The sequence below is a fragment of the Mesorhizobium sp. M0306 genome, assembly GCF_040321655.1.
Classification (GTDB): domain Bacteria; phylum Pseudomonadota; class Alphaproteobacteria; order Rhizobiales; family Rhizobiaceae; genus Mesorhizobium.
The window spans coordinates 56,321-77,223 of the sequence record NZ_JAMYRY010000011.1 but is presented as its reverse complement, the minus strand read 5'-3'; the positions used below and the strand labels follow the sequence as shown (position 1 = coordinate 77,223).

Sequence of the window (20,903 nt, the reverse complement as noted above, 5' to 3'; positions counted from 1 at the left end):
TCCGTAAGCCGTCCGTAAGTCGCGGTCTGGGAACCTCGGCCCGTCGATCACAACCGATCGCCGGAGGCCTGAAGCCTCCGATACCAACACTCACAGGAAGGAAAAAGGTCATGCCGTATACTGCCAGAGCAACTTCGAGAGTGCGTGCCGGCGCCGCCCGCGCTGGAGCCACAAGACTTTCCGATCAGCTCAGGATCGGGCCTTGGTCGCTCCTCTCGCCGGAAGCCGTCATACAGCAAAAGTACAACTCCCTTGGAGGCGCCGGCTTCGCTGAGATCGACCGGAAGGACACTGGAAAAGCCTGGTATCTCAAGAATGGCTTATGCATTTGCTACAACGATGCCATGCACAACGCCTTTGAGATCCATGGCGAAATCTATAGGAAATGGATCGCACTTGGCGGTCTCGCGTGGGGGATTCCCTGCACCGACGAAACCGGAACTCCCGACGGCGTCGGCCGATACAATCACTTCAACAACAACACTGCCTCAATCTACTGGACGCCGAATACCGGTGCTCAAGCGATTTGGGGGGCAATTCGCGGCAAATGGGCAGCAATGGGCTGGGAGCGCTCTGTTCTCGGCTATCCGGTCACCGACGAAACCGGAACTCCCGACGGCGTCGGGCGCTACAACCATTTTGCCAACGCCGGCTCGATCTACTGGACGCCGAACACAGGAGCCAACGTGGTGTACGGCGACATTCGAAAGAAGTGGGAAAGCTTGGGCTGGGAGCGGTCATATCTGGGGTACCCAACCACCGACGAGACCGAATTTGCCGAAGGAGGCCGCGCCAATTTGTTTGAAAACGGCGGCATATACTGGTGGCCCGACACCGGCGCGATCGACCTTCGAGATGTCGTCGTCCACTATACCGGCCTCCATTGCTTCGGCGAGACCGACTGGGATCAGGGATCGAGTGCGGATGAACCATATGTCATCGTCAGCGTGACAACGCCGCAGATCGCCGACACCAAGCGCAGCCAGGTCTACGGCGACGTCGATGCCGGAGATACAAGACCCGACCTTATGGAAATCTATCGAGGCAAGCCCTACGGCATCAATATCGGTACGGTGCTGATGGAAAACGATTTTGGCGATCCCAACAAATACAAGGACGAGGTGCAGAAGATCGTCATGGGCGTCCATACGGCCGGTACGCTTGCTTTGGGCCTCATTCCGGTAGCGGGACCTATCATTGCTGCTATCGCCGGCCCGGCCCTAGGAACCTTGATGCCATCGATCGGCGGCGCCATCAGCGATCTCTTCGACTGGGGCGATGACAGGATCGGGAGCACGACAGTGACCATCTCCGCAAAGCAGATGGTGTTGCTCGCGGCACGCACGAACAATACCACCTTCAATGGGATTGGGTTCAAAGTGGAAACACCCCTGATTTCCGGCGACGGGGCTTCCTACAAAGCCTATTTTGGCTTTGTGCCTGCCTAGGCCAATCGCCCCGGCAAAAAGCTTGCCGGGACAATCAACTTACCAGCCCCGCCTTTCCGTTGGCGGGGCTGACAGTTCGCGACTGAGAGATTTATTTCCGTAGCGGTCGTCGCAAGGCTCGGTCCAGATGCGGCAGCGCCGATCAGCATAGCGGGCAAGCTGTCGTTGCCACCCCCCGCACAGCCCGTAGCGCCGCCATCAACCCGGCTCCTTCGGCCGGAACGATGGAGACCGCATTAAGGCAGTCACCTCAACGACGCGGCCGCAGCCAACGAGGCCGAGCGGGACCGGCGGAAACCGGATCAGGCGGTGCGCAACCCGACGCCATGACAGCCGACATCAATCAGATGGAAAGAGAACGGTGACAAGAGCGGGCATGCATCACACCAGCCCGCGCTTGGCCATCATCGCTTCCGGGGAAGGCATCTTGCCGCGGAAGGCGGTGTAGAGTTCTTCCGGGTCCTTTGAGCCGCCGGCGGCGTAGATGTTCTTGCGCAACCGCTCGGCCAGCGCCGGGTTGAAGGGATCGCCTGTTTCCTCGAAGGCGGCGAAAGCGTCGGCGTCGAGCACTTCCGACCACATGTAGGAGTAATAGCCCGCAGAATAGCCATCGCCCGCAAAGATATGGCCGAAATGTGGGGTGCGGTGGCGCATCGCGATGGTGTCGGGCATGTCGAGCTTTTCGAGCGTTTCGGTTTCGAAACGAAGCGGCTCCTGCGGCGCATCCGGCCGCGCATGGTAGGCCATGTCGACCAAGGCGGAGGCGGTGAACTCGACCGTGGCGAAGCCAGCGCCGAAAGTGCGCGCCGCCAGCATCTTGTCGACCAGGGCCTTTGGCATCGGCTTGCCGGTCTTGACATGCAGGGCATGCTTTTCCAGCACCGCCGGCACCGTCAGCCAGTGTTCGTAGAGCTGCGAAGGCAGCTCGACGAAATCGCGGCTGACCGAGGTGCCAGCGACCGATGGCCAGGTAACGTCGGTCAGCATGCCGTGCAGCGCGTGACCGAATTCGTGGAACAGGGTCTTGGCCTCGTCGACCGATAGCAAGGCTGCCTCGCCGGCCGGCGGCTTGGCGAAATTCATGATGTTGTAGATGACCGGCTTGGAGCCATCGCCAAGCTTGTAGCCGGATTTCAGCGCGCTCATCCAAGCGCCGGAGCGCTTCGAGGGTCGCGCGAAATAATCGGCGAGGAACAGTCCGCGCTCGCTGCCGTCGGCATTCTTCACCGCGAAAACACGTGCGTCCGGATGCCAGGTGGCAATGCCCTTCTTTTCCTCAAAAGAAATGCCGAACAATCGCGTTGCAACGTCGAAACAGGCCTCGATGATGCGGTCGAGCTGCAGATATGGCTTCAGCTCGGCCTCGTCGAAGGCGAATTTCTCTGCGCGCAGCTTCTCCTGATAGAAGCGCCAGTCCCAGGCGGCGAATTTCTCGTTGCTGCCGGCCTTCGCCGCCAGCCGCTGCAATTCGGCCCGGTCGCTTGCCGCCTTTTCCACCGCCTTTTCCCAGACCGGATCGAGCAGCGCGTGCACCGCCTCCGGCGTCTTGGCCATGGTATCGTCGAGCTTCAATCCGGCGTAGGAAGGATAGCCGAGCAGCTTCGCCTTCTCGGCGCGCAGGCGCAGCATGTCGCGCACCACTTCCGTGTTGTCGGTGGCGCCGCCATTCTGACCACGCATGATGAAGGCGCGGAACGCTGTCTCGCGCAGGTCGCGGCGTTCTGAGAAGGTCGAGAACGGCTCGTAGATCGAACGCGACAAAGTGACCGCGTAGCGGCCCTTCTGGCCGCGCATCTCGGCGGCTTCCGCCATCGAGCTTTTCAGGAATTCCGGCAGGCCGGCAAGGTCAGCCTCATCGAGGAACAGCGCCCAGTCGCGCTCGTCGGCAAGCACGTTCTGGCCGAAATTGGTGCCGAGCGACGACAATTCCTCGTTGATCGAGGCGAGCCGCTTCTTGCCTTCGGCGTCGAGCCTGGCGCCGGAGCGGACGAAGTTTTTCCAGGTCTTTTCCAAGACTCGCAGCGTTTCGGCATCGAGCTTCAAGGCATCGCGGCGCTGATAGAGATCGTCGATGCGGGCAAACAGCCGCTCGTTCATCGAAATCGCCGAGAAATGCCGCGACATCTTTGGCGAGATGTCGCGCTCCAGCGCCTGGATCGCCTCATTGGTGTGGGCGCCGGCGCGGCACCAGAAGATCGAGGAGACATGGTCGAGCGCCTCGCCGGCAAGCTCAAGTGCGGCAAGCGTGTTTTCGATCGTCGGCGTCCGGGTGTTGCCGGCAATCGCCTCGATCTCGGCTTCATGCGCCTTCAGGGCGGCGTCGAAGACCCGAGAAAAATCGCCATCGCCGATGCGCGTGAAATCGGGCAGGCCGAGCGGCCCTTGCCATGCGGTCAGCGGATGGGCGGCGAGGTCGACGGTGGACGGCATGGACAAACTTTCGCTGAGTGGGAGGTGGATCGTCACCGATGTAAGGCGGCGGCCGGCTCCACGCAACAGCGCCTGGTAGTGCTAAAGCGTGGCCACATGGTGCTGCGAGTATCGTTCGAGCCGAATTCAATGCCTACCAAGATATTATCTTGTAACATGCATTTTATTTCGACGGAGGCTTCCACTCGCATCCTGACACCATCCAAAGGAACCTTAATGAGAGTAGAATTCCATGGCCTCACCTTCGACCTGCCTGCCGGATGGGTAGACATAGCCGGCGATCTTCCTGAGGGATCGCCACCTACCTTAGCCAAAGAAACGGACGGCTGCGGCGCGATTCAATTCTCAATTGCGAAGTATCGTGGCGGAGAAAAACCAAACGTAGACTTTAACGCTCTGAGAACGTTTATGCTCCAGTTTTGTCAGAATAATTCCATAGATGCAGGGAATATCACAAAGAACGAGTCCGAAAGCATAATCTCTGTTGGCGTATTGTCCGACACCGATGATCAATTGTTGTCTGCCTGGTATTTGTCGAATGGGAATGATGTTGTATTCATGACATACCTTGGTATGGCTAATGATACAGATTGCCTGAAAGAATTGGACGTTGCCCGAGCAATCGTGTCGTCTATATCGTTTTAGAGACCTCGATATTGGGTGGAATTACGGGAACTACGATGACAGTGCGCTTTTTAGACGCGAAATAACATCGGCAATTCCAGCGCCCGTCACCAAAAAAGCCCTGGGCGGAAAACTCGGTCAGTAACCGTCGCAGTTTTCGGCGATCGCGGCTTGCGAACTGGCGGTGATCTGGTCGTTGGCGACCGCAAAGGTCTCCTGCATCAGCATGTCGTTGCTGGGAAAATCATAGCAGGCGATCACAGTGGTGACGCCGCCTTCCGATTTCTCGATCCGATGGCGGATTTCGGCCCCGGCGACGGCGCCTTGCCACTCGGCGATCGAGGCGATGAATTCCTGCTTGCTTTGCACGACGCCGAGGTCATCGAGCTTGATGCGGACGTTGTCGGCGAGCAGGTCCGACAATTCGCTGCGGTCGGCGACGAGCAGTGCCGAATACCAGCGGTCGATGATCGCGCTGTCGTCGGCACGGGCGAAATCTGCCGAGCAGAGCAGTGCCGCAGCCGCGAACGCGTCCCGAAGTCGCACCATGCCCAGCCTCCTACTCCGTGTCGGGCCGCTCGAAATCGCCGGTGTCCTTGTTCATCACCCAAAGCTCGCCGGTCGAGATGTCGAACCAGGCGCCGTGCAGCGACAGCCGCCCCTTGCCTTCGAGGATCGAGACGCAAGGGAAGGTGCGCAGATTGGCGATGGAATAGCGGATCGAGATGCGCTCCAGCGCCGTCTGGCGCTCGGTCGCGGTCATGAAGGTGCTCGACGATACGGTCTCGGCCGCCGGCGCGATCAGGCTCATCCATTTGCCGATGAAATCACCCGGCGACAACGGCGCGGCCGTGGTGTCGAGTGCTGCGCGGATGCCGCCGCAGCGGCCGTGACCCATCACCACGATGTTCTTGACCTTGAGGCTCTGCACGGCAAATTCGAGCGCCGCCGATGTCGAGTGGAACTGATCGTCGGGCGCATAGGGCGGCACCAGATTGCCGACATTGCGCAGCACGAACAACTCGCCTGGCCCGGCATCGAAGATCGCTTCAGGCGCGGCGCGGGAATCGCAACAGGCGACGATCATCGTTTCCGGTGCCTGGCCCTCCCGCGCCAGCGCGCGATAACGCCCGCTTTCGGTGAGATACCGACCGCTCATGAAACTGCGATAGCCGGTGAGAAGATGCTCGGGAAGGTGGGGCATGGGCAGCGGCGGGAGCCTTTCCGGGTTAAAGGCACGGTTCAATCCCGAAAGGCTCTAGCGCATCGGCCCGAAAATCGGAACCGATTTTCGGAAGGCGGGATGGCGTGGTTTCGACGTGCCAGCCCGTACTTTGCATACAGGTGAACGAACGGCGCCATTAATCGGCCTCAGAACCGCAGATTGGCGCCGGCGCGCAGCAGAAGCCAGTAGAACAGGGCGGTCGCGCCGACCGCGAGCAGCATCGCCAGGAAGAAGCCGCTGGGGCTCTCGGTGAATGGCAGCCCGCCAGTGTTCATGCCGAAAATGCCGACGATCAGCGTTCCCGGCAAAAGCAGCGCGCTCATCACCGCCAGCGCCTTGAGGCTGCGGTTCGATTCGTCGGCAAGCTCAGCCGCAAGCTCCTCCTGCAGCAGCCTTGCCCGGTCGTTGATCATGACGACCTCGCGGTCGAGCCGTTCAAGGCGCGCAGCAAGCCGGCGCAGAACTTCATGTGCGCCGGCGGAAAGGTTCCACGCGGAACGGTCTTCATCCTGGAAAAGCGCTGCCAGGGCCGAGATCGGCCGATGCAGGGATACGGCAAGGCGGCGCACATCCTTCAGCTGCCGTCTTTCGTCTGCAAGCCGCTCGGTCACGAGATGATCCTCGACTGCGTCCAGGCGCTTCGTCGCCGCGGCGAGCCGCAGGCTGGTGGTCTTGCAAAAAGCCATGACCAGCGTTTCGAACAGCTCGAATGCCGTGGCCGGCCGCAGCCCCGCGGCAAGGGCAGTGTGCACTTCCTCCACCGCCGCCAGCGGATGCCGGCGGCCGGTGACCAGCAGCCGCTCCGAGACCGCAAAATGCAATCTGCCGATGGTCGTCGACTGATGGGCGATCTCGCCATGCAGGTCGGCCGAAATGCCGTGAACGACGCCATTCTCATGCGCCAGCACCAGGCTGTCCTCATGTCCTTCGAGGATTGCATGAGCCGACGCCGGCAGCGCGCAGGCGTGGCTGACCCAGGAATGGGCGCGCCGGTCGACTAGGTCGACATGCAGCCAGACCCAGCCGTCCGCTGAGGCCAGCGCGGGTTCTATGTCTCGGGGCGCCAGCGGTTCGGGAGCTTTGCCGGGAGCGGCATGATAGGCCCAGACCAGCCCAGGAGTATGGTGCTGATCGTCCGCGGCGAGCAATGTCAGATGCGATGCGTCATTCATGGCCGGCCGAAACGATGCACGTTCAGATGATCCGGGCGGCGCCGCGACATTCTGGTCAAACCCTGCCCCCGCTCAGAATACCTGGCGGAAGATGACGAACAGCACGAAGGCAAGACAGATGGAGGCCGGAAGGGTCAGTATCCAGGCCATCAGCATGTTGCGCACCGTCGACCATTGCAGGCCCGAACCATTCGCCGCCATGGTGCCGGCAACGCCCGACGACAGCACATGGGTGGTTGAGACCGGCAGGCCGAGATAGTCGGCCGATGCGATCGTCGCCATCGCGACAAGCTCGGCGGACGCGCCCTGGCCGTAGGTCAGATGGCTTTTGCCGATCTTCTCGCCGACGGTGACGACGATGCGCTTCCAGCCGACCATGGTGCCGAGGCCGAGCGCCAGCGCGATGGCGACCTTGACCCAGAGCGGGATGAACTTCGTCGCGTTGTCGACGGCCTTATGATAGGTCGTCACCGCCTTCAGGTCGTCTGCCTGCATCGGCAGCAGCTTCCTCTTGTCGATCAGCTTCAGCGCTTCACCGATAAGATAGATGTTGTTGCGGGCGTTGCTGACCAGCGTTGTCGGCAGCTTTTCCACGGACGGATAGGGCGACAACATGGCGCTGGTGTCGTGGATGAAGCTCTGCAGGGCAGGCGTGGTCTCGTCCTTCCAGGTCTTGGTGCGAACGGCGTCGCCGACCACGGTCGCCGCGTCGGTCACAGCGACGCCGGGCTTGACGTATTTGCCGAGTACCGTTTCGACCTGGGTCGCCGCGGATTTGTAAGCTTCGAGATAGTTCACGTCCGGTGTGCGGTTGAGCGCGAAGGCGGTCGGCACCACGCCGATCAGGATGAGCATGATGAGGCCCATGCCCTTTTGCCCGTCATTGGAGCCGTGGGCAAAGCTCACGCCGGTGCAGGTGAAGATAAGCAGCGCGCGAATCCACAGTGGCGGCGGAGCGCTCGACTTGGGCGCCTCGTAGAGCTCGCGGTTCCTGACCAGCAGCTTCATCACCAGAAGCAGCAGCGCGGCCAGGCCGAATCCGACCAGCGGCGAGATCAGAAGCGACAGGCCGACATTGGATGCCTGTGACCAGTCGACGCCGCTAGTGACGGAGCCGGCCGGGGCCATGAACTGGTTGGCGAGACCGACGCCGATGATCGAACCGATCAGCGTGTGCGAGCTCGAGGCAGGCAGGCCGAGATACCAGGTTCCGAGGTTCCACATGATCGCTGCGACCAGCAGCGCGAAAACCATGGCTAGCCCCGCGCTCGAGCCGACCTGAAGGATCAGCTCGACCGGCAGCAGCGATATGATGCCGAAGGCGACCGCTCCGCTGGCGGTAAGCACGCCGAGGAAGTTGAAGAAGCCGGACCACATCACCGCAAGCTCGGCCGGCATGGAATGCGTGTAGATCACGGTTGCCACCGCATTGGCGGTGTCGTGAAAACCGTTGACGAATTCGAAGCCGAGCGCGATCAGCAGCGCCAGGCCAAGCAGGATCCACGGCACCGCGACGGTGCTGGTCAGGTCCTGGCTGAGCGCGTAGCCGACATAGGCAAGGCCGCCCAGAACAATGACGGCAAAGGCCGGCAGAAACCATTTGCCGGTGCCGCTTGGCCGGTCGAGCGGATGCTCCGGCCTTGGAATTCCTGCCTCGCTTGAAACAATATCGACCATACCCACTCCTCCTGCGTTGCAGCAAAGAATGGGAGGACGCTATGTCGGCACAATGAAGCCTGTGTGACGGCAGGCACTTTGGGTCGACGCAAACGGGCGATCGAAGCGACCGAGGCAACTGAACCCGGCCGGCGCATTCCTGGACTATTCCGCGATCTCCAGCAGCGTCGATATCAGCAGCCGGCGCTCTTCGGCGGAGAGAATGTCCGAACCGAACAGGTTCATGCTGCGAAGCCCTTCGATGGCGAGATAGCAGACCAGCAGCGCCCTGAGGTTAGGAGTCTCCCCCTTCAGCCGCTGGAACAGCTGCCGCCTGAACGATTTTATTGGCGTCAGGAAATCGGGATCCTCGGCAATCGCCGAAAAAATCCAGGACGCAGACGGTTTCGACTCCTCCGCATGCTCGGCCGAAAGCCTGATATAGGCCGCAAGCGGGCTCTCACCGCTGACACCGTTGGTGCGGGCGGCCTCAAGCGCCTGTTGGAACGCACTGAGGTAATCCTCCACCAGCGCCTGCATCAATTTCGCCTTGGTCGGGAAATTGTAGAGAAGACCACCTTTCGACACGCCGGCACGGCTGGCGACCGCATCCAGCGAAAGGCTGCCAGGACCCGTCTCGCGCGCCACGTCGGCGGCGGCGGCGAGAATCTTCTCGCGCGAATTTGCTCTGCGGGCCTTCATCAAGCGTTCCCCATTCATTAGCTTAGGCGGAATTGACAAGACCGTCCAGACGGTACAGTAAGATCGCCGTCATTTGAAATTGGGACCAGTCACAGGTATGTGTTCCGGTCGTCCGACCGTTATGCTGGGCCATGGCCGAGGGGACTGTTCGTGATCAAGCGCTTCATCATCGCCTTCATTCTGCTCGTGCTGGTGTGCGGCGGCATCGTCGGCTTCAACCTGTTTCGCGACAATGCGATCAAACAGTTCTTCGCCACCATGAAGCCGCCGGCCGCGACCGTGTCGACGGTCATCGTCAAACCGATGTCCTGGACGCCCGGCATCGAGGCGATCGGCACTGTCAGTGCCGTGCGCGGCGTCGACCTCACGGTCGAAACGGCGGGCATCGTCAAGGACATCCTGTTCCATGCCAATCAGAAGGTCGCCGCCAACGCCGTGCTGCTGCAGCTCGACGATGAAGTCGAGCGAGCCGATCTCGTGGCGTCGAAGGCGCAAGCCACATCCGACCAGACGACGCTGATGCGCGCTCTCGAGCTGCAGAAGCGCGGGGTCGGCACCGACGCTACGCTCGACACGGCGCAGGCCGCGGCATCGGTCTCCGCCGCGCAGGTAAACAAGCTGCAAGCGGTGCTCGACCAAAAGCAGTTGACGGCCCCCTTCAAGGGTACCGTCGGTATTCCGAAAATCGACCTTGGCCAGTATCTCACACCCGGCACCGCTGTGGTGACCTTGCAGGACTTGGATACGATGCGTGTCGATTTCACCGTGCCGGAGCAGCAGCTTCCGCAGCTGAAGATCGGACAGACGGTGCGGCTGGGCGTCGGCGGCGGCGACATGCCGTTCGCCGGTAGCATCCGCGGTATCGATCCGAAGATCGACCCGACCAGCCGACTGGTGACGGTGAGGGCGGAGGTCGGCAATCCGGAAGGCAAGCTGACGCCCGGCCAGTTCGTCCAGGTGCGCGTCGAACTGCCCGAGGAGAACGACGTGCTGGCGCTGCCGCAGACGGCACTGACCTCCAGCCTGTACGGCGACTTCGTCTTCGTGGTGCGCCCGGCCAAATCCGCCGAAGCCAACGGCGCGGCTCCCGAGGCAAAGCCGGAAGAAAAGCCGGCTGCAGATGCTGCCAAGCCCGCAGCCGAAGCACCCGCGGCAAAACCCGAAGAAAAGCCGGCCGCTACCCCAGCCAAACCCGCAGCGGAAGACAAGCCGGCAGCGGAAGAACAGAAGCCGCAGCTCGTGCTAGCCCAGGTGTTCGTCAAGCCAGGCCGCCGCAACGCCGGCCTAGTCGAGATACTGCAGGGTATCGAGCCCGGCGACGAAGTCGTTACCGCCGGCCAGAACCGGCTCTCCAACGGCATGTCCGTTGCCGTCGACAACACGATCGATCCGAGCAAGCCAGGGAACCAGCAGGCAGCCCAGCAATGAGCTTTTCCGACCTCTTCATCCGCCGCCCGGTCCTTTCGACCGTGCTTGCCTGCATGATCCTGCTTCTGGGTTTTCAGGGCATTTTCAACCTTTCGATCCGGCAGTATCCAGAGGTTGAAGAAACGGCCATCACGATCACCACGGCCTATCCCGGCGCCAGCGCCGACCTAATCCAGGGGTTCATTTCCGCGCCGATCGCGCGTGCCGTCGCTTCGACCGAAAACATCGATTATGTCACGTCGTCGAGCCGGCCGTCCTCCAGCACCGTGACAGTGCAGATGAAGCTCGGCTCCGACCCCGACGTCGCGCTGAACGAAGTCTTGTCGAAGGTTCAGAGCGTTCGCGGCGATCTGCCGGACGAAACCAAAGACCCGGTGATCGTCAAGGGCACCGGCCAGCAGTTCGCGATGATGTACATCTCGATGCAGAACCCGAACATGACGCCGGAACAGCTCACCGAATATATCGAGCGTGTCGTGCGGCCGCGTATCTCGACGGTCGAAGGTGTTGCGGACGTGCAGATTTTCGGCGCCGCCGAATATTCGATGCGTGTCTGGATCGACCCGATCAAACTGGCGGCGCGCGGCGTGACGGCGGCGGAAGTGCTGACCGCCATCAACGAATCGAATTTCCTCTCCGCGCCCGGCGATACCGAAAACGAATATGTGGCTTCCTCGATCACGGTTCGCTCGACCCTGCAGACGCCGGAGGCTTTCGCTGCCCTTCCGCTCCGCTCGAAAGACGGCAATGTGGTGAGGCTGCGCGACGTGGCCCGCGTCGAACTCGCCGCGGCGAGCACCGACACCAGGGTCACCTTCAACGGGAAGCCCGGCATCTTTCTCGCCATCTTTCCGACGCCGGCCGCCAATCCGCTGACCACCGCGGCGGCGATCCACAAGATTGTGCCGACCATCCAGGAGACGCTGCCGCTCGGCATGACGATCGAGATCGTCTACGACTCAACCGAGCAGATCAGCGCGTCGATCGAGGAGGTGTTCAAGACCATCGGCGAGGCGGTCGCCATCGTCATCGTCGTCATCCTGCTCTTCCTCGGCTCGTTCCGCTCGGTGCTGATGCCGATCGTGACCATTCCGCTGTCGCTGATCGGCGTCTGTTTCCTGCTGTTTTCTTTGGGTTATTCGATCAACCTATTGTCGTTGCTGGCCATGGTGCTGGCGATCGGACTGGTTGTTGACGATGCCATCGTGGTGGTGGAAAACATCCACCGCCACATGGAGGAAGACGGTTTGTCGCCGATGCAGGCGGCCTTCAACGGCATGCGGGAGATCTCGTCCGCCGTCGTCGCCATGACGATAACCCTGGCCGCGGTGTTCGCGCCGCTGGCCTTCACCGGCGGTCTGACAGGCGCACTGTTTCGTGAATTCGCGGTGACGCTTGCCGGCTCGGTGGTGCTTTCGGGTGTCGTCGCCCTCACCATCACGCCGATGATGTCGGCACGTATCCTGAGGTCCGGCTCGCACAGCCGCTTCCAGCGCATTGTCGACAATACGTTCGGGCGCGTCGAACACGTCTATGAGCGGCTGGTCACCGGTTCGTTGAACTATCGCCCGGTGACGCTGATGATCGTCCTCGCGCTGGTCGCCACCACCGGTTTCATGTTCACCAAGACCTCGAGCGAACTGGCGCCGGAAGAAGACCAGGGCTTCTTGCTGTCTATTGTGAACGCGCCGCGCTATGCGACGTCGGACTACACCGAGACCTATGTGAACCAGATTCTCGGGCTGGTGAATGATATCCCCGAAACCAGGGCGCGGTTCTCCGCCGTCGCGTTCCAAGGCCCGACGAACAGCGCTTTCGTCGGCTTTGCGTTCAAGGACTGGGCCGAGCGCGCGCGCAGCTCGAAGGAACTTCAGGAAGACATCACTGCCCGCCTTGCCAAGGTGGCAGGCGTCGAGGCTTTCGTCTTCGCGCCGCCGACGCTGCCCGGCTCCGGCGGCGGCCTGCCAATCACAATGGTGGTGCGCTCGACCGGCGAGGCCTCCCAGGTGTACGAGGCGGCCGAGAACATCAAGAACAAGGCGCAGGCCTCCGGTCGCTTCCTCGCCGTGCAGAATTCGATGTCCTACGACGCGCCGCAAGTGACGGTGACGATCGACCGCGATCGCGCCGCCGCGCTCAACCTGCCGATCGCCGACATCGGCCGGACGCTGACCCTGTTGGTCGGTGGCGCCGAGGTGGCGCAATTCGACCGCGAATCCAACAGCTACGACATCATCCCGCAGGTACCGCAGCAATTCCGCGACAATCCCGAAAAGCTGGGGGAGTATTTCGTGCGCAGCGTGTCGGGCGAGATGGTGCCGCTCTCGGCGGTGGTGAAGATCTCGACCAACGCGTCGCCGGCCGCCATCGAGCAGTTCAACCAGTTGAACTCCGCCACGATTTCCGCTCTGCCATTGCCCACCGTCACCACCGGTGACGGGCTGAAGACCATCGAGGACATCGCCAGGGAAAGTCTGCCCGACACGTTCTTCATCGACTATACCGGCCAGTCGAGGCAGGAGAAGCAACAGGGCTACACGATCATCATCGCCTTCGCGGCGGCTGTGCTCGTCATCTACCTGGTGCTGGCGGCGCAGTTCGAAAGCTTCCGCGATCCGTTGATCATTATGATGGCGGTGCCGCTCTCGATCTTCGGCGCGATCGTGCCGCTTAATATCGGGCTCGGCACGCTCAACATCTATACCCAGGTCGGCTTGATCACGCTGATCGGCCTGATCACCAAGCACGGCATCCTTCTGGTCGAGTTCGCCAACCAGCAGCGTGAAATGCACGGCATGCGGCGGCGCGATGCGATCATCGCGTCCGCCAGGGTGCGGCTGCGGCCGATCCTGATGACGACGGCGGCGATGGCGCTCGGCGTGGTGCCGCTGATCATCTCCAGCGGCGCGGGTGCCGCGGCACGCTATTCGATGGGCCTGGTGATCTTCACCGGCATCCTGGTCGGAACCATGTTCACGCTGTTCGTGGTGCCGATGTTCTACACCTTTATCGCCAGCAAGGACCTGCCGCATCACGCCGAAAAGCCGGATCCGAAGCTGATGCCGGTAATGCCAGAATAGATTCCGCTAATAAAGAAGGCCGGATCTCGGGCCTTTTTGAGAGCGACGAGAGGCATCGCTCATTTGACGATGACGATGCTGGTGTTGGCCGGGCCGAAGACCTCGACGAGCTGGTAGAAATCGGCGGCGTTGTCCGGATGCAGACGCACGCAGCCATGCGAGGCCGGCTGGCCGAGGCGCTTGATGGCGCTTGTCGCATGTACGGCGTAGCCGCCGCTGAAGAACACCGAATGCGGCATCGGGGCGTTGTCGTATTTCTTCGAGTACCACATTTCATGCATGCGGGTCGGCTTGAACGAACCAGTCGGCGTGACGTGCGTCCTGTCGCCGGTCGAGACCTTCCAGGCGAATGTCGGCCGGCCGTCGACCAGGATTTCCATGGTCTGCTGCGATAGCGACACACGCGCGACGATCTTGTTGGCGGCGGCGCGGGCTGCGCCGTTGCCGGCACCGGCAAGCAAGGCAGTACCGGTGATGACGGCGGCGGCGATGTTGATGAGCTTGGCGGAAATGGCAGTGCACATGATGTCCCCCTTATTCTGCCGGTCGGGGCCGGCTCAATTCGATGACCGGCTTATCGGGGCGTCATGTTTCAAGCCGATTTCGCTGGATGCTCGTTTCTGTTTCGATTCTGTTTCCCGGTTAACAGAAAAAGGTCCGTGCAAAGCGGCTTGCAGTTGCGCGACGTTGTCATGACGGTGGCGTGTTTGCCTAGGCGGATCGGCCAAACCGCGGCACGAATATGCGATTGCTTTTCGTTTGAGAGGAATTCACCTGACTCCGAAACCGAGCTGCAACAAAGCGCGGCCTCGGCGGCATGATCCGGATACAGCGAACAGAGAAAGTTGACCTAACGAAAGCAGCCGGCAACGAACGATCGGAAGCCAACACTGTTTTCGCTACGGTTGGATTGGTCTGGACAGTTTCCAGCCTGCGCGTCGACCGGCTCAAGCCCCTCTGGCGGGGGCGGCTTAGAGCCGTTGAGGATGCGCGGCGCCTCCGGCAACTTGCAGCCGAGAGGACCGAAGGCCCGCGCCGCAACGGGGGGCTCCGCTGGCGGCGCGGGCGCTTCGGGGGTTCCCCTGAAGTGCCCGCAAATTCCAATTTTGAGGAACGAACAGGATGAAAACGAAATTCGCCGCTTCCGTGCTTTCTGCCTTGCTCTACGTGCAGGGCCTGCTCGGCATTGCCGGCCTCGCCACCGTGCTGCTGAAGGAACGTGCCCATGCCGGCGAAGTCAGCACGAACAGTGATATGCCGTCCGGCCCGTCGCTTCTCGTGGTGCGCTGAGGAAACAGCATCGGACCCCAAGAGTGGAAAACCGGTTTTGGGAAAATCCGATGCTCAAGACAAAAGGGTGGCCGTCCTGCCTTCAATCGACGAATTGCGTCGGCGGATCGAACCGATAACCCGCACCCCGTATGGTGGTGATGGTTTCGGTATCGAGCTTGCGGCGCAGCCGCACGATGCGCGAATCGATCGACCGATCGAAGGCTTCGGCATTTTCGGCGGGTGCGGCGGCAATGATGTCGTCCCGCGTCAGCACCTTGCGCGGGCTGGCCAGGAACAGCCTGAGCAGCGCCACCTGCCCGGGCGACAGCTGTTCTTCCGTGCCCGAGCGGTGCATGACGATGGCCGATCGGAGATCGACGGTCGCGTTCTCCAGCACGACCAGTTCCCCGGCGCTCCTGCCGCGCCGAGCCAGAAGGCCGCCGACGCGAGCGGCAAGCTCCCTGACATTGAGCGGGCTTTCGACGACGTCGGCGGCGCCGAGTTCGAGCGCGAGAACCTTGTCGACCAGATCGGCCGGTCGGCAGATCAGGATGAAATCCGGTCCACCTTCGCCGCCATGTCGCCTGAGCAGGTCGCGCCCCTCCGCCTGGCTGACGCTGTCGCCGACAACCACGACGTCGATGCCCTTTTCCGAAAGCAGCGATTCGGCTTCCCACGGCTGTCGCGCCGCACGGACGTCATGACCGCGCCGCTCGAGATGATCGGCGAGATCGGTCGCAATTACTTCAGCGACGGAAACAAGCGCGATGACGGATCGTGCAGCCATGTTTTTCTACCCCGCAAACGGCAACCCAAGAAGAGTGCTGGACATCATGTTTATACCCAATCTACTTTCCGCTGAAAGCGGGAGCGAAAGCATCGTGCGGGCACGAATTGTCATTGTCGAGGACGAGCCAGACCTGAGGGATGCGGTCGCCGAATATCTCGGCGCCAGCGGCTATGATGTGGCCACGGCCGAAAGTGCGGCGGCGGCGCGGGACCTTTTGGAAACGCAGTCCTTCCATCTGGCCATTCTCGACATCGCCATGCCGGGCGAGGACGGCCTGTCGCTCGGCCGCTGGATGCGGTCGAAAATGCCGATCGGCATCATCTATGCGACGGCCGCCGGTACCGCGCTCGACCGCATCGTCGGATTGGAGCTCGGCGCTGACGATTACATCGTCAAGCCTTACGAATTGCGCGAAGTGCTAGCCAGGGTGCGCAGCGTGCTGCGTCGCGTTCCGGAGCCGACCGAGCCACAAAAGGCCAAGGCTGAAACATCCGGCGGCCGCCGGTCCGTGAGCTTCGGACCCTTTCACGCCGATCTTGACGGCAGGCTCGTCACCGGCGCCAACGGCGCGGTCATCGACATGGCCAAGAGCGAGTTCGACGTGCTGGAGGTGTTCCTGACGCGCGCCAACCGGCTGTTGACGCGGGCGGCGATCTCCGAGGCGATCGGTTTCGTCGAGGACCCGGAATCATCCCGCGCCGTCGACATCCGCATCATGCGGCTGAGAAAGAAGATCGAGGCGGATCCGGCCAATCCGAAATTCCTGCGCACGGTGCGCGGCGAAGGCTATATCTTCTCGCTGCCAGCCGGTGAAAACAACTAAGGCGCGGCGGCTTGAGCAAGCCACGGCCAGGAAATGACCATGACGGCTGAAACAGCACGCGCGGACACGCAGGGCGCCAGGCAGGGCGCGGCGATGGCGGCCGTGCATGTGGTTCGCCGGCTGCGCGAAGCCGGCGACTGGCAGCGCGAGATGGAGGGCATCCTCCAGACGCTTTGCGAAGCCATGGATTGTCACCGCGGCATCCTGTTTCGCCTGCGCGAACTGCCCGGCCAGGGCTTCGCCCAGTCGGTCGCCGCTTATTGGATCGCCTCCCGGTTTGGCGGCGAACTGGCGTCACCGACCGTCATCATGCAGTCGGTCGTCGATTCGGACCCATTGCTGGAACAGCTGGCGGAGGACGAGCGCCAAGGCAAGATATTCGCCGGGCACACACGCGATCTCGAAGGCTTTCTGCGGACCGATTTCGAAAAGCAGAACATCAAGTCGTTCCTGTCGGTGTCGGTCTTTTCGCACGGTAATTTGTGGGGCACGCTGGCGGTCAACGACTGCGTTAACGAACGCGAATGGACCGACCAGGAAGAGGCGGCGCTGCACATGGTGGCACTCGCCATCGGCGATGCCATCGAACGGTCGCCCTCCGACGCGCATGCCAGCGACGTCATTCGCCGCACCATGCTGCAGGCCTCGCTCGACGCCATCATCGTCATCGACGAGACCGGCTCGATCATCGAATTCAATCCGGCCGCCGAGAAGATGTTCGGCTATCGGCGCAGCGATATCCTCGGCAAGGACCTGCTCGATACGGTCGTGCCGGAATATTACCGCAAGGGCTATGCGTCGGGCGCCGAATACATGTCGGGTCGTGGCGCGCCGATGGTCGGCCAACGGCTCGAAACGGTCACCCAGAATGCCGCCGGCGAGGTTTTTCCGATCGAGCTGACGGCAACCGAGATGCGCGTCGCCGATCGCCAGCTGATTTTCGGCTCCATCCGCGACCTGCGCGATAAGTTGCGGGCTGAGGAGGAAATCAACCGCCAGCGCGAAAAACTGCACCAGAACGAGAAGATGGCGGCGATGGGCTCGCTGCTTGCCGGCGTTTCGCACGAGCTCAACAATCCGCTGGCCGTGGTTGTCGCCCAGTCGACGCTGCTGCACGAATTCGCCGCCGATCCGCAGACCAAGGTGCGCGCCGAAAAGGTACGCGCCGCCGCCGAGCGCTGCGGCCGTATCGTCAAGAGCTTCCTGTCGATGGTCCGCCTGCACCCGGCCGCGCAGGCCGAAACCGACCTCAACCAGGTGATCCGCGCCGCACTCGAAGTGACCGCCTATGGCGCACGGTCGAGCGGCATCATCATCGACACCGATTTCGCCAGCGGCCCGCTGCTGGCGATGGCCGATGCCGACCACGTGACGCAGGTGGCCGCCAACTTCCTCATCAACAGCCAGCACGCCTTGGCCGGCATTGCCGGCGACCGGCGGATCAAGGTCCGGACGTTTCGCAGCGACCGCGGCAATCCCGGATTCTCGGTCGAGGACAACGGCCCAGGCGTGCCGGAAGCGATACGTTCACGCATATTCGAGTCCTATTTCACCACCAAGCCGGTCGGTGTCGGTACCGGCATCGGCCTGTCGATCTCGAAATCGATCATCGAGCGGCACAATGGCAATATCTGGTTCGAGGAGGTTTCGCCGAGAGGTGTGCGTTTTGTCGTGCAACTGCCGGCGATCGCTGTCGGCGCGGCCGCCGCCGGCGAAGCTCCGTCGCGGTCGAGCGGCTTGCGTCACGCCCTGATCATAGACGATGAACCGGATGTCGCGGCGTCGCTGTCCGACATTCTGGAATTGATGGGCATCAAGTCGCGGATCGTGCCGGCCTGGGTCTCGGCCGCCGCGACGCTGAGCGGCCATGTGCCGCCGGACATCGTGTTTTCCGATTTGCGCATGCCCGGCACCAGCGGCATAGCCGCCTATCGCGAGCTACTCGCCGAACTGCCGGGTCTGGCGCGGCGCTTCGTGCTTGTCACCGGCGATCTGATCGGCGCGAAAGGCGAGATCGAAGCGCTGCCGGCGCAGCAGCGGCCGCCAATCCTCGAAAAACCGTTCAGCACGCTGGATGTGCGCGGCGTGCTCTCGGCCATTGCCGAGCAGGTCGCTCTGGGCGGCTAGACTCCGCGATCTCTCCCCGGAAGAAAAAAGGCTCCCGGCCGACATTGCGGCGGGAGCCTGACTGGAGTGCTGGAGGGCGCTCGCAAAAAATCAAAAAACGTTCGGCGTATCAGCCAGCGGGGCGGCATTGGCGATCATGCGGACCGGTCGTGCCTTGCCCGACTGGGCAGCGATGACGCGCAGGCAATCCAGGCTCTCGGCGCCCCAGGCCTGCCCCTTGCAGGCAAAATCGATCTCCGGCATCGGCAGGCGCGCCGTCTTGGTGGTGGTTGTCGCGCCATCGATGAGGTTGGCCGGCGGGTTCAGTGAGGCGAAGGCCGGACCGACGGTTGGCGTCAGCGCCATGCCGGCAAATGCGGCAGCCGCCAGCAGCATGAACATCGCCATTGGATGATCACTGGCGCGCTGGCGCAGCGCCAGCTTCGGGCGCCGGTCGTTACGCTGGGGACCCTGCTGGCGAAGGTCGGTATCGGTGATCTGGATTTTCGTACGCATCGTCGTTTCCTTCGGTCTTCTTCTTTTCCCTGTTGAAACGAACTTAATCGCACCTTGTAACCGGCCAACGATGATGGATTAACGATTGTGTAACCGGCATGAAACCAAGCCCGGGGCCATTCCTGGGCAAACCGATCAGGCGTAGCTGGCAGCACCGGTGGCATTCTGTGCTCGCTTTCCGCTATCCACGGCACTAGATCCACGTCGCCTTTCCAGGCCCACAGAGCGTCGGGCGTTTAACACGCGTGAGGGGATTAACGTCTGGAATTCCCGGGATTTTCCCGGCTTCGATCGTTCGGACTCGGCTCTCAAATCCCGCTCGATTTCCCGTCAAGAATTCGCCCCATTTTCACAAGCCATTGCATTTCAACGGAAAATATGCTTTTATTGAACGATCATTCAATAAATAAAGAGCTTTTTATGAACCCGCATCTGCGTGACGTGGCAATCCCCAACGATTGGGATCGGCGGGGCCTGCCGGGCTGGAGCTATCATTCCGACGCCCTGCTCGAGCTCGAGAAAGAGCACGTCTTCCGCAACCATTGGCAGATCGCCGGCCATGTCTGCGACGTGCCGAACGCCGGTGACTATCTGACGATGGATGTGGTCGGCGAACGGGCGCTGATCGTGCGCGGCAAGGATGGCGTGGTGCGCGCCTTCAACAATATGTGCCGCCACCGCGGCAGTCGCGTCGTTGCCGACAGCCAGGGCACTTGCAAGAATGCGCTGGTCTGCCCTTTCCATGGCTGGGTCTACAATCTCGACGGCACGCTGCGCGGTGCTGCCCGCCCGCGTTCCTTCCCCGACCTCGACAAGACCGAATTCGGCCTGATGCCGCTCGAGCTCGAAATCTGGATGGGCTTCATCTTCATCCGCTTCCGCAAGGGTGGGCCGCAGCCATCTGTGGCCGAGCTGTTGAAGCCGATCGAAGCCGAGATTGCTCATTACGGCGTGGCCGAGATGGTGCCGTCCTGGGGCATCTGGACCCAAAAGACGCCGGTCAACTGGAAGTCGGTGCGCGATGTCGACAATGAAGGCTACCACGTCGCCATGGCGCATCCGGCGCTGCAGGATCTTTACGGTGCGACCTATTTCGACGAGCCGTTCGTCAACGGCGTGTCGCGCTCGTTCGCCACTTACAATCCGCATGCCGGACGGCGCTGGAGCGTCGCGCAATACATCAAGCTCGCACCCGAGGCGAAGCACTTGCCGGAGCACCTGCGCAAGGCCTGGATCTACTACGGCATCTTCCCGAACAACGCGCTGTCGATCATGCCGGAATCGGTGCAGTTCTATCAGGAATTCCCGCTGTCGACGGGTGAGACGCTGCTGCGCGGCGCCATCTACCGCTATCGCGACGAGCCCAGGGAGCAGGCGGCTGCCCGTTACCTATCCTACCGCATCGACCGCGACACGCTGGCTGAGGATGTACAGCTTTCGATATGGTCCAACGAATCCATGCTATCCGAAGCCTTCGGAGGTTTTTACTTTTCCGATCTCGAATATGGGGTGCGCACCCACCACGACCATTTGCGCAAGCAAATTCCCGTGCTCGGATTGGAGACCGCGCCCGAGGAGAAGGATATGTGGTCGCTCAATGAGGCGCTCAGATCACGCTCCTGACGCATGCT

Annotated in this window: 17 protein-coding genes; 8 read left to right on the top strand and 9 right to left on the bottom strand. The window is 61.9% G+C overall.

The window, feature by feature from the left end:
* The first annotated feature begins 140 nt into the window (after positions 1-140).
* The gene (locus tag NKI95_RS17525) at positions 141-1,448 is read left to right on the top strand and encodes an LGFP repeat-containing protein (RefSeq protein ID WP_352718374.1); all 1,308 of its coding nucleotides are present in this window, start codon (positions 141-143) and stop codon (positions 1,446-1,448) included.
* A gap of 381 nt (positions 1,449-1,829) precedes the next feature.
* Here NKI95_RS17525 and NKI95_RS17520 read toward each other — a convergent pair whose 3' ends face one another.
* Complete coding sequence (locus NKI95_RS17520) at positions 1,830-3,878, bottom strand: M3 family metallopeptidase (RefSeq protein ID WP_352718373.1); 2,049 nt, start codon at positions 3,876-3,878, stop codon at positions 1,830-1,832.
* A gap of 216 nt (positions 3,879-4,094) precedes the next feature.
* Here NKI95_RS17520 and NKI95_RS17515 point away from each other — a divergent pair, with 216 nt between their 5' ends.
* Complete coding sequence (locus tag NKI95_RS17515; RefSeq protein WP_352718372.1) at positions 4,095-4,523, top strand: hypothetical protein; 429 nt, start codon at positions 4,095-4,097, stop codon at positions 4,521-4,523.
* 117 nt (positions 4,524-4,640) lie between these two features.
* Here NKI95_RS17515 and NKI95_RS17510 read toward each other — a convergent pair whose 3' ends face one another.
* From NKI95_RS17510 to NKI95_RS17490, 5 genes are all read right to left on the bottom strand, one after another.
* On the bottom strand, positions 4,641-5,051 hold the full coding sequence (locus NKI95_RS17510) for a nuclear transport factor 2 family protein (protein WP_352670458.1): 411 nt from the start codon (positions 5,049-5,051) through the stop codon (positions 4,641-4,643).
* A 10-nt stretch (positions 5,052-5,061) separates the two neighbouring features.
* Positions 5,062-5,706 carry a carbonic anhydrase gene (locus NKI95_RS17505; RefSeq protein WP_352718371.1) on the bottom strand — a complete coding sequence of 215 codons (645 nt, stop codon included), beginning with the start codon at positions 5,704-5,706 and terminating at the stop codon, positions 5,062-5,064.
* A gap of 167 nt (positions 5,707-5,873) precedes the next feature.
* Complete coding sequence (locus NKI95_RS17500) at positions 5,874-6,899, bottom strand: transporter (RefSeq protein ID WP_352718369.1); 1,026 nt, start codon at positions 6,897-6,899, stop codon at positions 5,874-5,876.
* Between the two features lie 72 nt (positions 6,900-6,971).
* A complete protein-coding gene (locus tag NKI95_RS17495; RefSeq protein ID WP_352718368.1) occupies positions 6,972-8,576 on the bottom strand; it encodes an inorganic phosphate transporter in 1,605 nt (534 codons plus the stop codon).
* A gap of 144 nt (positions 8,577-8,720) precedes the next feature.
* On the bottom strand, positions 8,721-9,257 hold the full coding sequence (locus NKI95_RS17490) for a TetR/AcrR family transcriptional regulator (protein ID WP_292663723.1): 537 nt from the start codon (positions 9,255-9,257) through the stop codon (positions 8,721-8,723).
* 150 nt (positions 9,258-9,407) lie between these two features.
* Here NKI95_RS17490 and NKI95_RS17485 point away from each other — a divergent pair, with 150 nt between their 5' ends.
* Positions 9,408-10,685, top strand: a complete 1,278-nt coding sequence (locus NKI95_RS17485; RefSeq protein WP_502909179.1) for an efflux RND transporter periplasmic adaptor subunit — start codon at positions 9,408-9,410, stop codon at positions 10,683-10,685.
* Positions 10,682-13,765, top strand: a complete 3,084-nt coding sequence (locus NKI95_RS17480) for an efflux RND transporter permease subunit (protein WP_352718366.1) — start codon at positions 10,682-10,684, stop codon at positions 13,763-13,765. The genes NKI95_RS17485 and NKI95_RS17480 overlap by 4 nt, the downstream gene beginning before the upstream one ends.
* Before the next feature lie 59 nt (positions 13,766-13,824).
* Here the strand turns inward: NKI95_RS17480 and NKI95_RS17475 are convergent, their stop codons facing one another.
* Positions 13,825-14,289, bottom strand: a complete 465-nt coding sequence (locus NKI95_RS17475; RefSeq protein ID WP_352718364.1) for a L,D-transpeptidase — start codon at positions 14,287-14,289, stop codon at positions 13,825-13,827.
* 598 nt (positions 14,290-14,887) lie between these two features.
* Between NKI95_RS17475 and NKI95_RS17470 the strand changes: the two genes are divergently transcribed.
* Positions 14,888-15,055: a hypothetical protein gene (locus NKI95_RS17470; RefSeq protein ID WP_023721318.1), complete on the top strand. Its 168-nt coding sequence runs from the start codon at positions 14,888-14,890 to the stop codon at positions 15,053-15,055.
* An 82-nt stretch (positions 15,056-15,137) separates the two neighbouring features.
* Here NKI95_RS17470 and NKI95_RS17465 read toward each other — a convergent pair whose 3' ends face one another.
* Complete coding sequence (locus NKI95_RS17465) at positions 15,138-15,824, bottom strand: winged helix-turn-helix domain-containing protein (protein WP_352718362.1); 687 nt, start codon at positions 15,822-15,824, stop codon at positions 15,138-15,140.
* Positions 15,825-15,870: 46 nt separating this feature from the next.
* Between NKI95_RS17465 and NKI95_RS17460 the strand changes: the two genes are divergently transcribed.
* Positions 15,871-16,650, top strand: a complete 780-nt coding sequence (locus NKI95_RS17460) for a response regulator (RefSeq protein WP_352492215.1) — start codon at positions 15,871-15,873, stop codon at positions 16,648-16,650.
* A gap of 39 nt (positions 16,651-16,689) precedes the next feature.
* On the top strand, positions 16,690-18,777 hold the full coding sequence (locus tag NKI95_RS17455) for a PAS domain S-box protein (RefSeq protein ID WP_352718360.1): 2,088 nt from the start codon (positions 16,690-16,692) through the stop codon (positions 18,775-18,777).
* A 90-nt stretch (positions 18,778-18,867) separates the two neighbouring features.
* On the opposite strand, the gene NKI95_RS17450 is transcribed toward NKI95_RS17455, so the two are convergent.
* Entirely contained in the window at positions 18,868-19,272 is a 405-nt protein-coding gene (locus tag NKI95_RS17450) for a hypothetical protein (RefSeq protein WP_023678146.1), read from the bottom strand.
* Positions 19,273-19,692: 420 nt separating this feature from the next.
* Between NKI95_RS17450 and NKI95_RS17445 the strand changes: the two genes are divergently transcribed.
* Complete coding sequence (locus NKI95_RS17445; protein ID WP_352718359.1) at positions 19,693-20,895, top strand: aromatic ring-hydroxylating oxygenase subunit alpha; 1,203 nt, start codon at positions 19,693-19,695, stop codon at positions 20,893-20,895.
* The last annotated feature ends 8 nt before the right edge of the window (positions 20,896-20,903 follow it).